General features: G+C 35.6%; 18 protein-coding genes and 1 riboswitch. Of the genes, 11 read left to right on the forward strand and 7 right to left on the reverse strand.

What is annotated here, in order from left to right; genetic code table 11:
• The first annotated feature begins 471 nt into the window (after window positions 1-471).
• The gene (locus ACVWXS_RS01095; RefSeq protein WP_427419891.1) at window positions 472-1,827 is read left to right on the forward strand and encodes a YjiH family protein; all 1,356 of its coding nucleotides are present in this window, start codon (window positions 472-474) and stop codon (window positions 1,825-1,827) included.
• A gap of 289 nt (window positions 1,828-2,116) precedes the next feature.
• Complete coding sequence (locus ACVWXS_RS01100; protein WP_456955452.1) at window positions 2,117-2,656, forward strand: hypothetical protein; 540 nt, start codon at window positions 2,117-2,119, stop codon at window positions 2,654-2,656.
• A gap of 84 nt (window positions 2,657-2,740) precedes the next feature.
• Here the strand turns inward: ACVWXS_RS01100 and ACVWXS_RS01105 are convergent, their stop codons facing one another.
• The 3 genes from ACVWXS_RS01105 to ACVWXS_RS01115 are packed head-to-tail and all read right to left on the reverse strand — an operon-like array spanning window position 2,741 to window position 4,644.
• Entirely contained in the window at window positions 2,741-3,418 is a 678-nt protein-coding gene (locus tag ACVWXS_RS01105) for a hypothetical protein (protein ID WP_456955454.1), read from the reverse strand.
• The gene (locus ACVWXS_RS01110) at window positions 3,415-4,281 is read right to left on the reverse strand and encodes an ABC transporter ATP-binding protein (protein WP_368635354.1); all 867 of its coding nucleotides are present in this window, start codon (window positions 4,279-4,281) and stop codon (window positions 3,415-3,417) included. Before ACVWXS_RS01110 ends, ACVWXS_RS01105 begins: the two co-directional genes overlap by 4 nt.
• A 3-nt stretch (window positions 4,282-4,284) precedes the next feature.
• Window positions 4,285-4,644: a GntR family transcriptional regulator gene (locus ACVWXS_RS01115; protein ID WP_368635353.1), complete on the reverse strand. Its 360-nt coding sequence runs from the start codon at window positions 4,642-4,644 to the stop codon at window positions 4,285-4,287.
• Between the two features lie 131 nt (window positions 4,645-4,775).
• Window positions 4,776-4,822, forward strand: a riboswitch (PreQ1 riboswitch).
• A 97-nt stretch (window positions 4,823-4,919) separates the two neighbouring features.
• On the opposite strand from ACVWXS_RS01115, the gene queF reads away from it, so the two are divergent.
• Together queF and ACVWXS_RS01125 are read left to right on the forward strand one after the other, a co-directional pair.
• The gene (gene queF / locus ACVWXS_RS01120) at window positions 4,920-5,420 is read left to right on the forward strand and encodes a preQ(1) synthase (RefSeq protein ID WP_402985316.1); all 501 of its coding nucleotides are present in this window, start codon (window positions 4,920-4,922) and stop codon (window positions 5,418-5,420) included.
• Window positions 5,420-6,055: a queuosine precursor transporter gene (locus ACVWXS_RS01125; RefSeq protein WP_456955457.1), complete on the forward strand. Its 636-nt coding sequence runs from the start codon at window positions 5,420-5,422 to the stop codon at window positions 6,053-6,055. Before queF ends, ACVWXS_RS01125 begins: the two co-directional genes overlap by 1 nt.
• Here the strand turns inward: ACVWXS_RS01125 and ACVWXS_RS01130 are convergent.
• Window positions 6,049-7,050, reverse strand: a complete 1,002-nt coding sequence (locus ACVWXS_RS01130) for an acyltransferase family protein (RefSeq protein ID WP_456955459.1) — start codon at window positions 7,048-7,050, stop codon at window positions 6,049-6,051. The two genes, ACVWXS_RS01125 and ACVWXS_RS01130, sit on opposite strands and share 7 nt — an antisense overlap.
• Window positions 7,051-7,580: 530 nt before the next feature.
• Between ACVWXS_RS01130 and ACVWXS_RS01135 the strand changes: the two genes are divergently transcribed.
• From ACVWXS_RS01135 to ACVWXS_RS01155, 5 genes are all read left to right on the forward strand, one after another.
• Complete coding sequence (locus tag ACVWXS_RS01135; RefSeq protein WP_374963361.1) at window positions 7,581-8,003, forward strand: ester cyclase; 423 nt, start codon at window positions 7,581-7,583, stop codon at window positions 8,001-8,003.
• 184 nt (window positions 8,004-8,187) lie between these two features.
• Window positions 8,188-8,439: a phage holin gene (locus ACVWXS_RS01140; protein ID WP_423491724.1), complete on the forward strand. Its 252-nt coding sequence runs from the start codon at window positions 8,188-8,190 to the stop codon at window positions 8,437-8,439.
• A gap of 88 nt (window positions 8,440-8,527) precedes the next feature.
• Window positions 8,528-10,645, forward strand: a complete 2,118-nt coding sequence (locus tag ACVWXS_RS01145) for a DUF2339 domain-containing protein (RefSeq protein ID WP_456955462.1) — start codon at window positions 8,528-8,530, stop codon at window positions 10,643-10,645.
• A 280-nt stretch (window positions 10,646-10,925) separates the two neighbouring features.
• Complete coding sequence (locus tag ACVWXS_RS01150) at window positions 10,926-11,678, forward strand: A24 family peptidase (protein WP_368635348.1); 753 nt, start codon at window positions 10,926-10,928, stop codon at window positions 11,676-11,678.
• Window positions 11,679-11,711: 33 nt separating this feature from the next.
• Window positions 11,712-12,434: a gamma-glutamyl-gamma-aminobutyrate hydrolase family protein gene (locus tag ACVWXS_RS01155; protein WP_456955464.1), complete on the forward strand. Its 723-nt coding sequence runs from the start codon at window positions 11,712-11,714 to the stop codon at window positions 12,432-12,434.
• Window positions 12,435-12,742: 308 nt separating this feature from the next.
• Here the strand turns inward: ACVWXS_RS01155 and lexA are convergent, their stop codons facing one another.
• On the reverse strand, window positions 12,743-13,360 hold the full coding sequence (gene lexA / locus ACVWXS_RS01160) for a transcriptional repressor LexA (RefSeq protein ID WP_068983040.1): 618 nt from the start codon (window positions 13,358-13,360) through the stop codon (window positions 12,743-12,745).
• Between the two features lie 162 nt (window positions 13,361-13,522).
• Between lexA and yneA the strand changes: the two genes are divergently transcribed.
• Both yneA and ACVWXS_RS01170 read left to right on the forward strand, forming a co-directional pair.
• Complete coding sequence (yneA, locus tag ACVWXS_RS01165; RefSeq protein ID WP_374963351.1) at window positions 13,523-13,837, forward strand: cell division suppressor protein YneA; 315 nt, start codon at window positions 13,523-13,525, stop codon at window positions 13,835-13,837.
• Entirely contained in the window at window positions 13,834-14,499 is a 666-nt protein-coding gene (locus tag ACVWXS_RS01170; protein ID WP_223552975.1) for a YneB family resolvase-like protein, read from the forward strand. The genes yneA and ACVWXS_RS01170 overlap by 4 nt, the downstream gene beginning before the upstream one ends.
• 157 nt (window positions 14,500-14,656) lie before the next feature.
• Here the strand turns inward: ACVWXS_RS01170 and def are convergent, their stop codons facing one another.
• Window positions 14,657-15,235: a peptide deformylase gene (gene def, locus ACVWXS_RS01175; protein ID WP_423473693.1), complete on the reverse strand. Its 579-nt coding sequence runs from the start codon at window positions 15,233-15,235 to the stop codon at window positions 14,657-14,659.
• The gene (locus tag ACVWXS_RS01180; protein WP_053594565.1) at window positions 15,228-15,419 is read right to left on the reverse strand and encodes a helix-turn-helix transcriptional regulator; all 192 of its coding nucleotides are present in this window, start codon (window positions 15,417-15,419) and stop codon (window positions 15,228-15,230) included. The genes def and ACVWXS_RS01180 overlap by 8 nt, the downstream gene beginning before the upstream one ends.
• Between the last annotated feature and the right edge of the window lie 131 nt (window positions 15,420-15,550).

The following is a 15,550-nucleotide window of genomic DNA, read 5'->3' on the forward strand; positions in this document are numbered from 1 at the left end:
TTAGCTATTGTAAAATTGAGCTTTGTTGAAAGGTAATGAAACTAAGAAGAAGTGCTGGATGATATCAGATGAGAATTATAACAATAACTAATATTTTACATTGAATAAAAATTCATTTTGTTGTAGAATTAACCGGATGTGTTGTTGGGTTTACGATATTTTTGTAGCTCATAAATGTAAATTATGGATAATGTTGGGATTGTTAAAATTTTGCATTGCAGATGTTAATTATAAAAAAGTAGTGTTTAGGCGTTCCTTTATTACTTTTTAGAGGAATGCTTTTTTTATTTTATCCCTCATTAACCGCTCGTAAATGCCCAATTGGCGAATAATAATCAGCGAGGATAAAGAAATTTCCACTGTTTAAAGTTTCGCTTTATACAGATATACTTCTTGGCGGTTGAACAGTATATAACTAACAAGCCTGATGTATACAACTTTGATAAAACTAGAGAAATGAGGCTTTTAATTATGAAAAAATATCCTACTTCTTCCTACTTTTACTTCATAATCCCCTCTCTTATTGGTGTCCTATTATTCATGACACCAGTCTTAACAGATGAGGGATGGAAAGTTCCGATTGCTATTTTAGCAAATATATTAGCGGGTGTTGTTGCGCCTGTTATTAGTTATTTTACTATCATTCTGTTTGCGATTTCGGCAATTGGTTCACTTATTGCCAAATTCATTCCTCGCGACAATACAAAGAAGCCTAGTATTTTAGATACATTATTTTATGTCAATTGGTTTTGGACAATAATACGAATGATCGGTTTAATATTTGCTTCAATGGTTGTGTTTGATTTTGGACCATCAGCGATTAATAATGAAAATACTGGTGGGTTATTAATGAACCCTGATGGTGGTTTGGTAACGTTTTTATTTACGATTTTCTTATTTGCGGGTCTACTATTACCATTTTTAACAAACTTCGGCTTACTTGAATTTTTCGGAACAATGATGGTAAAAATTATGCGTCCTCTCTTTAAAAGTCCTGGTCGTTCATCAGTTGACGCACTTACATCGTGGGTTGGTGATGGAACAATTGGTGTTCTGATGACGAGTAAGCAATATGAAATGGGGAACTACACGAAAAAAGAGGCTGCCATTATTGCAACAAGCTTCTCTGTAGTATCCATCACGTTCTGTATCGTCGTATTGGATACAGTGCACTTGTCACGCTATTTTATTCCATATTATATAACTGTTGTACTTTGCGGTCTTGTGTTAGCGATCATTATGCCGCGAATTTATCCACTTGCTAACAAGGAAGATACTTATATTGATGGTACTCCAGTAGATTTATCACGTGAGGAATTACCGAAAGGTTATAATTCGATGTCACATGGATTAGAAAATGCTTTAGCAGTCGCACATGCAAATCGTGATCCTCTTCAATTTATTAAAGATGGGTCTAGAAATGTTTTGGATTTATGGATTGGTGTAGCGCCCGTTGTTATGGCATTTGGTACCATTGCTTTAATGCTTGCTGAATTCACTAGTATTTTTACCGTTTTAGGGAAGCCGTTTGAACCGATTTTAACAGTGCTTGGTTTACCTGAAGCAGCTGAGGCGGCACAAACAATGGTTGTCGGCTTTGCTGATATGTTCTTACCTTCGATTTTAGGAGAAGGCATCGAAGCTGAAACTACACGATTTGTCATTGCTGTCGTTTCTGTTACACAGCTTATCTATATGTCAGAAGTCGGTGGACTAATTTTAGGTACGAAAATCCCGCTGAAGTTTTTTGATTTAGTTGTTATTTTCTTATTACGTACGATTATTTCACTACCAATCGCAGCATTAGTTGCACATTTACTTTTCTAATCTAAAAAGCAATTGTTCGCATTTAATGAGTGCGAATAATTGCTTTTTCTTTATTTAAATCCGCGTGACAGAGAGAATACTTCGCGTCAGAGGAGAATATCCGCGTACTAGAGGTAATTCTTTGCATATAGACTTCCGGTGTGAAAAAATATCTATTTTACCACGCTTTAAAACAAGTTGGATCTAGTCATGATAAAAAAGAATAAATAACTGTGAACATAATACAACTTGCCGCATAAATTCATTGAGTTGGGAAAAACTACACCTAAAGTGATACTGAGGTGATAAAATGGACAGAATTTTTTCTCTCTGCTTAAGTTCCTTTTATTTGTTATTTTCTCAACCAAATAATGCCTATCTAAATGATTCGTTCAGTCCTTATGAAGAAATTTATCCTGAAATAGGCTATAAAACGGTTGAAGCAGCTGCCTCCGATTTTGAGCGGCACTTTCATCAAGAACTAAAGCTACCACTTCGAATACCTCCTATTAGTTTTACACATCATTTTGGTCGATTTAGTAATCTTGATGGTGAGAGGAATGATTTTTTTGAAGTTACATTTATTAATAATCGACTTCCAGAGCATCATTATAAAATAACTGTTCGACCTAATCATTTTAAGTTACCGTCTAAAAAGGAATATATAGTAAAGACATTCGAATTGAAAAACGGAACGACTTCAATTTATATGGAAATATCAGGTTTCAATGTACTCGCTTTTGAAAGAGAAGATTGGCAATATATGCTGTGGATTGATAAAAGGGTTTCAGAAAAGGTGACACCTGAAGTGTTAGTCGATATCGCCAATTCCATTGACTATACAAATTAAGATGATAAACGTGGTTAATTCGGCTGAAAATGCCAAGACCTTTAAATGGGGCTTGGCATCATTTTTTTGGAATAGCCACTAGAATTATGCTGGATTGACAGAAACATTTCGGATCGCCATTGTTATGATAGAGTAGAGGAATGCACTAAAAATTAATAAACTACTTAATAGAGTAAAGGTAGATAAATTTGATAGTAGGTCAAACAAAGAAGAATACCACTTGAAAATGATTGTAAGAATTGGAATTAAGCAGAGTAACCCTATAAAACTGTAACCGCCAAGAATTCCTAAGCGATAAAAGACAACATTCAATAAAAGACCAGATGTAAGGAAGAAGAGCAGTAAAACAGTATCCAATGCCATCGTTTGTAAAAATGATGGGGAATTATCAATTAGTAAAATAGGGTGGATAATGAAAAGGTTAGAACCGTAAGGAATTATTTTTTGTGTACAAGCAATAATGAAGGCACCTATTAAGCTCCACGAGATGAAAAAGAGTCCTACATTGAACATATATTGTAAGCGACTTAAACCAAGTTTTAAAAAATAGGGCAAAGTTTTATTTAGTAGCTTTGCCGCCATTATACCGTAAAAGATATAAACAGGTATAGAAACAGAGATGGCAATGAAAGTTTTTTCCCCAAAGAAATTATCTAAGAATAGCGAAAATAGAACGATTGAAAATAAAATGCACCAAAAAGTCATAATCTGTTTTTTATAGCTTTGAAATAATACGTAAAAGCTACCCTTTACTGTATTCATTTAATTGTCCTCGCTTTCTGCTGTTTACTTAAATACACCAACATATCCTGTAATGAAACACGCTCAAGGATAATGTTCTGTCCTTCGATGGATTGCCCATTAGCGTAGACAATTGCAGTTAATTCCTGCATAAACATATGCTTGTATATACTCTCTAACCCGTTTATTGCCTGCTCAACATCAGAAGCACTCCCTTTTACTGCAACAATATGCTCGTGCCATTCCTCTGCTGTTTTCTGAAGTAGTAATTGTCCTTCGTGTAAAATAAGTATTTCCTCAAAAAGCTCACTTGCCTCATCAATTAAATGTGTAGACAAAATAAAAAGTCTTGGATTGTCTGTTTGTTGTTCAATCAATAAATCATAAAATGTATTTCGAGCAGCAACATCAAGTCCGATGTAAGGCTCATCAAAAATCGTAATCGCTGCATTACTCGCAAAGCCTGTGATAATGCCTAACGCAGATACCATCCCTTTTGATAAACTACGAACTTTATCTTTTGGATTTAGGGCAAAAACTTCTAAAAGCTCCATTGCTAGATCCTCATCCCATTTCGGATAAAAAAAGCTATTAGCCTTTAACGTTTGTGCAATTGTCATTTCTTCTTGAAAGTTTCCACTCTCTGCAACAAAACAAATGTCACATAAAGTTGCAGGTGCATTGAAAACATTTTCTCCATTGACAGAGATATTACCGTTAGTTGACGCAATAAGTCCTGATAATAAATTTAAGAATGTTGTTTTGCCAGCGCCATTATGACCTAAAAATCCAATGATTTTAGGTCCTTCAATTGTAAAAGTGACATTTCTCAAAGCTTCTCTATGTCTATATGACTTACTAACATTTTTCGCTTCAATTTTCATACGTTAACTCCCTTGTAACATATTTTGTAATTCTTCAACTGAAATACCTAATCTAATTGCTTCTTTCTTTAATGGCTTTATATGTTGCTTAAAGAAATTTTCCTTACGCTCTGTAATTAATATCTCGCGAGCATCAGAACTAACAAACATGCCAACACCGCGTTTTTTATAAATTACGCCTTTATCCACTAATTCGTTCACGCCCTTTCCAGCAGTTGCAGGATTAATTTGATATTCCTTTGCAAATTCGTTTGTGGATGGAATTCGATCTTCGGGTTGTAGGTGGCCATCTAAAATTCCATCCTCTATTCGTTCGCGTATTTGGTGGAAAATGGGCTTTTCGTTGTTTAAAGAATGAATCACAATCCACCCCCTTGATTGGTTAATTACTTATGTAACTAACCATATAACGTCAGGGTATTTTTGTCAATGCACAAGATATGAAAAAAATTAGTTGACGGATTGCATTCATTAAGTTAAGATAACTAGCGAATATAAAAGAGGTTCATAGCGCATACCCTCTATAAAAAACTATGGATGACGTCATTTACGCCATGTCCCAAAAATGCGGATATGGCGATTTTTTTTTATTAGGTTTCACGCATAATGGACTTCTCACAACTTGAGGAGGCATTTTTATGGCAGGAAGAACAGATGAACAAGGATTACAGGATTTAACACTACTTGGTAACCAAAACACAAAGTATTTATTTGAGTACTCACCGGAAGTACTTGAGGCAGTCGATAATTTGCATACGGAAAACGATTTTTTTGTAAAATTTAATTGTCCAGAATTTACAAGTCTTTGTCCAATGACAGGGCAGCCTGACTTTGCAACAATGTATATTTCTTTTATTCCAGATAAAAAGCTAGTAGAGAGTAAGTCACTAAAGCTTTATTTATTTAGCTTCCGTAATCACGGAGACTTTCATGAGGACTGTGTCAATATCATCATGAATGATCTAGTTAAGCTGATCGAGCCACGTTATATTGAGGTATGGGGCAAGTTTACACCGCGCGGTGGCTTGTCTATTGATCCTTGGTGCAACTATGGTCGCCCAGGTACAAAATATGAAAAAATGGCGGAACATCGTTTGATGAACCACGATTTGTATCCTGAAAAGGTGGATAATCGTTAATGCTGTATTATTTAAATGGGTTGTTTGTTGGCTTTTTAATTTTGGCAAATGTTTTAGCTGTTAAAGTGTTTAGTATAGGCGAATGGATGATACTTCCGGCGGCAGCAATACTTATTATTTTCACGTATCCTTTTATAGATGTAATTTGCGAGGTGTACGGTAGGGAAGCGGGCAGTCGCACGGTAAGAACGGGGCTTATGGCACAAGTGTTTGCGGCATGCTTTATTGCTATTGCCATTGAGCTACCACCGGCACAAGCCTTTGCTCATCAAAAGGAATTTGAGATAATTCTTGGTGGTAGTATGCGTGTCATTATTGCAAGCCTTGTCGCGTATACGGTTAGTGTAAATTTGGATGTCATGATATTTAGTAAATTTAAGGAAAAGCATGGCAACGGTAAGCTTTGGCTTCGAAACAATGCGTCTACGATGGTAAGTCAGCTCATCGATACGGCACTATTTATTACGATAGCCTTTTATGGTGTAATGCCATTTAAAGTATTATTGACATTGTTTATAACACAGTATCTTTTTAAATTTTTAGCGTCGATTGTAGCAACGCCACTTGTTTACGGGCTAGTTTATGTTGCACGGAAATTTGACAAGCGTAAAAGCATAGAGCCATCTCATTACTGAGATGGCTTTTTAATGTGTGCCTTGCCAATTAGATAAGCACTATAAGGTAAAAATGAAATGATTTTGATAATCAACATACAGACAATTACGCTCGATAGAAATAGCGAGATGACTTGAAGAGAGGTAGTAGGTATTTGTGCTGTATACGGGACTAAAAATTCTTGAACAAGCCAATGAATCAAAAATATACCAAATGAATATTGACTTACTAAATTAATGATTTTTAGCTTCGGCGCAATTTGACCAAATGCTAAAATGCATAAAGTTATTGAAATAATAAGCAACATCATATCTAATCGTCTAGATGTGATTTCAGTGGCTCCCAAATAATAGTTGATCGCCAGTATAGATGCTGAAAGAACAACGAAAACTAGCGTATGAAATTTGTACTTACTAATATTTGAAGCAACCCATCGATAATGCGTACCAATTAAATAAGCAATTGCGAAATAAGGAAGCCAACCAATAAATAGTAAACGAACAAGATTGTCGTTTACTATAAAGAATTCACCATTCAGCTTTGCGAGCGTCATATATAAAATACCAAGTGCCAACATAATTGGTGTTAGCCATATGCTTGATAGCTGATATTTTTTTATGATAAAGAACAGAATGTATAATTGAAAGATTGTCATGACAAACCAACCCGAGAAATTTCCTAAGACAATATGGCGATACAGTGCATTCCAAAAGCTTTCATCATAATGAAGCGTTGCATATACTGCATACAAAATACTAGCTGCAACAAATGGAATATAAACAAATTGAAAACGTCGCCATAAAAAGTTAGGAGGTAGTTCGACTGGATAGCGCTTTGCTAAAATAATAATAGATAATAGAATAAATGTTGGCGTCGCGAAACATAATAATAATCTGAAAAATTGATAGTACGGATTTTCGATGTATCCGTTAATAATTTCTGTATTAGTTGTAGCATGTAATAATACAATAGATAAGCAGGCAATTGCCCTTAAAACATTCCACTCATACACCATTTCGATCACCCACTATATGCAAATTTGAAGGCATCAGCGCTAAGCAAGATGCATCCTAACTATTTATATGAACGTAGCATCTATGATAAAACATCAGGTGTGTTGATTAGGAAAATATATATTGATCGATGAAAGGTTATTTATTGTTGATATTTTACTAATGTATGACAATTTTTAACTGATTGTAGCGCGCAGTGAAATTAGTGTTCTCGAATATATTTGAATGGATAAAAATGTTTAATCAACATACCTGATAAAACATATAAAAATGGAACCTATAGCAAAATTTCAAGAAAGTTATCAATCAGTACAACTGCAGAGGGTGTTGTGTGGAAGCTGGTCAAGGTCATTATAAGTTCCACGAAGTAACCACAGAATAAATATGGTAAATGCATGGATTACTTATTTGAAGTGGAGAGTGGAATTTGTAGAATATTGTTTCAATTTCTTGTCTCTCGAATTATTATTAAGCATGGGGAGATGAAGTGATTCTCGTCAGAATATATAGTAAATTATAGCGGAGGGTTCAAATGACACCAGAACAAATTGTGAAGAAATTTTTTGAAGAAGTACGTTCAGGGAATAATCCTGATTACGCAACAGAGTTAATGGCAGACCAAGTATTGGCACACCAAGTTATTTCTGAAGAGGAGTTAACGGTTTTAAGAACTCCCCAAGATTATGCTGACCATGTAAAAGAAATGGTAGAAGCATATGGCGATTTTTCATTAGAAATCCAAGAGTTCATGGTACAAGAAAATAAAGTATATGTACGATGGAAACAAGTTGGTACACATGTTGGAGAAGTTGATGGATATCAGCCAACAAGTCTTCCTGTTATTGAAATAGCAAGCGCAGTTTATAGAATTGAAGATGAAAAGATAGCAGAATATTGGATTCAAATTGATCGGGCTGGTATTGAAAAACAACTCAACCGTAATAAAATTAATTAACATCCTTCGGGGTGTTTTTTTTTGCCCTAAAAAGTGAGTATCGAGCAGAATTCCCTCCTAATTGTGAAGACAGCGGGATGAAGGAAAATTTCTGTAAATTCGATGTTGGATGCTCCATTTTTGCATATGTGTCATGTAACCACGGAGCATATAATGTGGTTAAGAAGGGGGGAGGTGAGCGTTTATGAGAATTAACTGGAGAATCCGTCTTCTGCATAAACCATTTTTACTGTCGCTATTTTCATTGATATTATTACTCGCACAGCAAGTAGCAGCTATTTTTGGCTATGATTTAACGAGTGCAATGAGTGCGCAGCTAACGTACATTATTAATACTGTTTTATCGATTCTTGTTTTAATGGGAGTTGTCGTAGATCCAACTACAAGGGGAACCAGTGATAGTGAGCGTGCTTTAATGTATCGTAGACCTAGATAAAAAGTAAAAATGAAACAAAAGTGTAATTTTACAACAATGGTAAATATGTTATAATGTTGGAAAATGATTAAGTGGGGTGGATGATTGAATGTCGCTTGAAATGGAGCAGAGGATTGCCAAACTCGAGCAAGAAATGATGGATTTACGGAAAGAGTTAGAGGACGTAAAGTGTCAACAATCAGTTGCAAAAACAAGTACACTGAGTGCCGAAAAATCCATGATTGAGCAATCTACGCTAAAGCCTGCGCCAAACCTAAAGCCAAAACCGAATCCAAAGCTAAATTCGGAGCCAAATCCAAAGCAAATGTCAGCACCAGAAAAAAAGGTGCAGCCACAGCGAACGTTAGAGGAACGTATTATGTGGGCACTACCAAAGGTATTTATGGTTATTTTAGTGATGGGAGTGCTTTGGGGTCTAAAGCTAGTAAGTGATTATGGCTATTTATCGAACGAAGTTAAAATCATCCTTGCCTATGTATTATCGCTCGCCTTAGCCGTAATAGCTTATGTTTTAGAGCGCAAAAAAGTAGGATCATCAGCTGTTACGATTTCGTTATATGGCGGAGCATTTATTGTTGGGATATTAACGACAGCGTCGGGCGCGATATTATATGAAATAATAGGTTTAACACTTGCGCTTGTGATAGCGATGGTTTATATCGGCTATGGTATTGCTATTAGTTTCTTAAAGAAAAATGAGGTGCTAACAGTATTTGTAGCATTTACCTCACTATTACTACCTTATTTACTAGAATATATGGATTTTAGTCCTGTTATTATATTAATCTATGTGATTGTCCTGTTTACGATGTTGCAATTTGTCATTCATCAACACAAGCAGAAGTTGGCACTCTATATCGCAACCTTTTTCTCTGTACTAGCGATCAGCATAGAAACATTTATGAATAATGACAATCAAGTTGTTTTTGCAATAGGTTTGCTTGTTGTGCTATCTATTTTTAACACGAGTTGGTGTCATTTATATAATGTAGCGTCTACATGGAAATATATTCATGTTGGTATGCAATTTAGCCTTGGTTTATTTAGTTTATTACTCATGAATTTTATTATTACACCAATTGAATATGGTGAAGCACTGTTACTCGTAATAGTCAGTTTATTTGCAATTTTAGCGGGTTATGGCTATAAGCAAAAATGGCAGGAGGCATTTGATAGTGCCATAACACTCGCGTTTATTACACTATTTAATACGCTACTAGTTATGAATTTACCAGGGAAAGTGGATCACATATTGATCCCGTTCATCGTCTTTGCAGGTGTTATGATGAGTTTACGTTTACGAGCAAGTATCATGAAGGTTGTCGGCTCATTCTTATTTATGATTGTACTTGCCATAAACTTTAGTATTCATGATCCTGCACCATTTTTCAGCATAAATCATGCGAGTTTGGTGATGCCTGGAATTTATCTCCTGATTATTTATTTATATGCGAGACGTCCAAAAGAGACACTGACTGTATTTGAACAGATCATGAAGGATATGTATGTGATTGATATTTTAGCTTTAATAACAACTAGTTATTTCTTAGCTTATATCGGAAAGATTGATGTAACGTATTTTGCGGATGTTAGTAATATTCCGCATCTGATGTGTATAATAATCGCTTTATTATTTGTCGGATCGCTTCTAGTACCAATAAAATATAAAGGGCGTGCATTAACGCCAGCTCTTAGTGTATTTTTCCTTCTCTTTACACTAATGCTTGTAGCTATACCATACAATATGCAAGGTGTCGCGTGGTTAAATATAGTGACAAGAATTGTGTATATTGCGGTTATCGTAGCAATTATTGTCGATTTACTAAAGAAGGGGCGCATTTATCAAATCTATCAAGTGCAACTAGAAAAACTTTTGGACCCAATTGTAAGTGCAGGCGTTGTGCTTACGATGATAGCTGTTAAGGGGCTAATATTCCAGCTTGCATACAACGGGATACTTGATTGGAAGCTAAGCATTGTGTTCTCAACAATTACATTATTCCTTACAGCAAGCGTTGCGCTATGGCTTAGCTCAGGTCGTCATTTACGAGCATTACGCCTAACTGGTTTTATCATTTTAATTATTGCTTTTGTAAAACTTATATTCTTCGATTTGTCGGCCCTCGATTTACTAATTAGAGCAATACTGTTTATGACGGTTGGTGGAATTGGGTTGCTACTGTCGGGGCGATTGTTGAAAAAATAATAGAGATCGTTTGAAAAAGCCTGTTAGAAGTATTTTCTAATAGGCTATTTTCATTATGATTGTGATTAAATCTTCAAATCTTACATTGCTAGAAATATATTTTTTAAAAATTCTAAAAATATGACGTAAAGCGTGTGATGAAATCTGATATAATTAACTTTAGCATACTAGGAGAACAGGAAAAACAGGTAACGACGTTCTATTTTGAAGGATTACAATAATTTAAATGGCGCGCATACTTGAAATGTATGGGTGTCTATTGGTATAGGAGGACATAAAGATGGAAATGGCTTATACAATTATCGTTTTACTTTTTGGCTTCGTACTTGGCTCATTTTTTAATGTAGTGGGCTTACGAATACCAATAAAAGGGTCAATTCTCCGTCCACCTTCGCATTGTATTCATTGTAAGAGAAAGTTGACTGTGCTTGATTTGATACCTGTGTTGTCTTATGTGTTTTTAGGTGGGAAATGCCGTAGCTGTGGTCAAAAAATTTCTGGGATTTATCCACTGATGGAACTTATAACAGGCATATTATTTGCCTTGGCTTATTGGAAATTAGGCTTTAGTGCAGAATTTTTCGTAGCACTAGTATTGATTTCATTATTAGTAATTATTGTTGTATCGGATTTTGCGTATATGCTTATTCCTGATAAAATACTCCTATTCTTTTTACCATTACTAATTATTGGACGCTTGATATCGCCATTGTCTCCGTGGTGGGATAGTATAGTTGGTGCTGTAGTAGGATTTTGCATACTATATAGTATTGCTGCTTTATCAAAAGGTGGTATGGGCGGTGGCGATATTAAATTATTCTTTTTACTCGGTCTTGTACTCGGCACAATACATACACTTCTGACACTATTTGTATCAGCTGTGATTGGAATGATTGTTGGAATAGTGGTGTTAAAGGTCCGCGGGCAGGGAAGAAAAACGCCTATACCATTTGGACCATCTATTGCGCTAGCAGCTATCGTTGTCTATTTTTATGGAGACGCGTTGATGAATTGGTATTTTGAATGTTGGTAAGTCGTAAATCTTGTGGATCATGGAGGGGATAAAGTGAAACCAGTTATCGGTATAACGGCCTTTGTGGAAGATGATTTGTCTTCTAGATTAAATGCCGCCTACAGCAAAAGTGTCATTGAAGCTGGTGGAATTCCATTGATAATTCCGCTTGGCGTAGAAGAGGATGTAGCACAAATTTTATCGTTAACGGATGGATTATTATTATCGGGTGGCTATGATGTACATCCATTCCTCTTTGGTGCAGAACCTACACCGAAATTAGGGAAAGTTCATCCAGAAAGGGATTCAGTGGAGCTTGCCTTAATTGAAGCGGCCTTTATTCGCCAAATGCCGATTTTTGGCATCTGTCGAGGGATGCAAATACTAAATGTCGCGCTAGGAGGTACGGTCTATCAGGATATTGATAGCGAATATCACAGTAGTAAATTATTAAAGCACAAACAACAAGCGGCTCGAGGCGTTGCTACACATTATATTCATGTTACACCTGATACACTATTAAAAACGATTATTGAGGAAGCGCAAATTGCTGTCAATTCATTTCATCATCAGGCTGTAAATGTAGTTGCGGAAAAAATGAAAGTAGTAGCAAAATCAAGTGATGGTATCGTTGAAGCGGTAGTACACGAAGATTTACCATTTTGTCTGGGCATACAGTGGCATCCTGAAGAGCTAGCCATTGTAGGAGATGAAGGATCGAAGAAATTGTTTACTGCATTTGTAAAGGCAAGTTTGAAATTCAAAGTAGAGGCATAAGACTTGATAACTTAAAACTGCTAGTTCGACGTTTCGATGCTTACAAGGAATCCATTCTAAAGTGGATTCTTTTTTTCTTTTAAGCAAAGTTATGCTCAAAAGAAAAAAGATGTCCGAAAAGTCTCCTTCGACATCTTCATTTAGTGCTAATACTAGCAACACGTTTTCGTATTTTGATTTTTTCAAAAAGGACTGGACTAAACGCGTGTACTCGTTCTCATCTTGCTTAATTCTCTAGCCTTAAATTAAGAAAAAGAGGTATATGCGAACATAATATCCTCTTTTTCTACTTTAATATTGAGATACTTTTAATGTACACGACGATAGAGACCAACAACTTGCCCCAAAATAGAAACTTGGTCTACGATAATCGGCTCCATTGTTGCGTTTTCAGGCTGTAAACGAAAATGGTTTTTTTCCTTGAAGAAACGCTTTACAGTTGCTTCATCCTCTTCAGTCATGGCTACGACAATATCACCATTATTAGCTGTTGCTCTTTGTTTAACTATGACTAAATCACCGTCTAAGATGCCAGCTTCAATCATTGATTCACCCATAATTTCTAGCATAAATAACTCATCTTCGCTTGTACCATAAATATCTGGAAGTGGGAAGTATTCATCGATATTTTCAATAGCAGTGATTGGAGAACCTGCTGTAACCTTCCCAACAAGTGGGACATGTACAACTTGTTGCTTTTGAATAGAATCCTCTGGCTCTAGGATTTCAATAGCGCGTGGTTTAGTTGGGTCTCGACGAATGAAGCCCTTTTGTTCTAAACGAGCTAAATGTCCATGAACTGTTGAGCTTGAAGCAAGTCCAACTGCTTCACCAATCTCACGTACAGATGGTGGATACCCCTTTGTGCGTACTTCTTCTTTGATGAACTCTAATATGGCTTCTTGTCTTTTCGAAACTTTTTTCATGATTGCTCACCTCTTTTTTTCTAATCATTCTACTTATTAGTAGTATAACAGAATGCGAACACTTAAGCAAACATAGGTTCGAAAAGTGTTTGACAAAAACGTTTGTTCGCATTATTATAAGAACATACATTCCGAACAAACATTCTAAAAGGGGTTATGATGATGAACTGGTTAAAGAAAAATCCACACATTACTACTTTATTAGGGGCATGTCTACTATTTGCAGCATACCTTTTTATAACAGATCCAGGCGATGTTACTTACGCTGAAATTGAAATCGAACATGGTGATAGTTTATGGTCGTTAGCTGAACAATACTCTGGTAAAATGAAAACGGATGATTGGATTAAGCTTGTGAAAGTAGAAAATGAATTATCGAACGTTGATATTATTGCAGGTAAATCCCTAGTGATTCCAGTAGTGGGTGACCAGTCCATGCCCATAAATTCAATTGAAATTGCGAGAAATGAACAATGATAAATAAACAACAATCGGCTGTTGTCTATTGCCGTGTAAGTACAGAAAAAGAGACACAAAGTTCCTCGCTTGAGCGTCAACAGGAGGAGTTGATGCGCTATGCTAAAGAGCAGGGCTACGAAGTGAAGCACGTTTTTATGGATAAGCATAGTGGCTATGATGTGGAACGTGAGGGCTTACTTGAAATGCTCGACTTTATTAAGGAAAAAGAAGTTAAAGCATTATTTGTACAGGATGAAACACGTTTAGGACGTGGAAATGCTAGAATGGCAGTATTGCATTTATTACAAAAAACTGAAACGGATGTTTTTTCTATGCGAGACGAAGGCCCTGTACAATTAAATGAAATGGATACGATGCTACTAGAGATTTTAGCGATCGTAGAGGAGTACCAGCGCAGAATCCATAATGCTAAAATACGTCGTGGTATGCGTCGTGCCGTTGAAAATGGCTATCGTCCTGAAAACAATTTATCTAATCGGGGAAATCCTAATGGTCAAGAACGTAAGGATGTGCCTGTAGAAGAGATTATCAAGCTACGTAATCGAGGCTTCACCTTTGATGAAATCGCCATGACACTAAAAGGTCTAGGTTTTGATGTAAGTAAAGCTACTGTACATCGGAGATATAGGGAACATCAAGAAAGTCTGACGGGTAAATAAAATGAAACTTCAATCATTAGGAGTTTCGTCATCCTGCTGATAGGAAGCTTCATCTTATGGCGACGCTAGGGGACCAACGTTTTGTTGGCCCAATAACGGTCAGTTAATCGTACTGACCGTTATTTCGGGTAAAATTGCACTACTAGTCTTTTCTTAATTAATACAAACTCTCAATAATAACGTTGTCTGGTAGTTTAAATGGATTTTCTTTATTTATTCTGTCATAAAACATGATACCATTTAAATGATCTATTTCGTGTTGCATTAAGATGGAACCGTATCCATTGAAATGATAAATGGCTTCTTGCCCGTGTATGTCATATGCTTTAACTTTAATTCTTTCATATCTTGGAACAAAGCCATTAACTTTTCTATTGACCGAAAGACAACCTTCCCCCTCAGGTAAATAAATCATGTTTAAAGAGTGACTAACGATTTTTGGGTTAATTAACATATATTCATGATGTTTATCTCCATCTTTATAAAGTGCAGTAAACATTCGTTTATTCAGACCAATTTGATTGGCAGATAAGCCAACTCCTGAACGTAATTTATATTTTTTTGAAATATCCGGATCTTGGCTATTTTTTAAATACTTAAGCATACAAATTAATGTATCTTGATCTTCTTTTGAAACAGGTAACGTAACCTCATTCGTATTTTTTCGTAATATCGCGGCACTCTCCTTTACAAAATCTTTCATTGTTATCATATACTCAAGATGGAATTTACTCATATATAAACACCTCATCAACTTTTCTATTTAGAGCTTTAGCAATTTTAAATGCTAATTCAAGCGTTGGGTCATACTTATCGTTTTCAATACAATTAATAGTTTGTCTGACAACTCCACATTCCCTTGCAAGGGCTTCTTGCGTCATTCCTAATTTTTTTCTTAATGCTTTTATTATATTCTTCAGACTTATACCTCCTTTTGTCTAAAGTTTTGGTTAATTTATTTTATTAAAATTGATATAAAACGTCCAATGTATTGGACATTTTGAGTTATAAAAAAGAAGTAGCTCTTGACTACTTCTCACTATTTTTATTT

It is taken from the genome of Lysinibacillus sp. TE18511 (assembly GCF_054062295.1).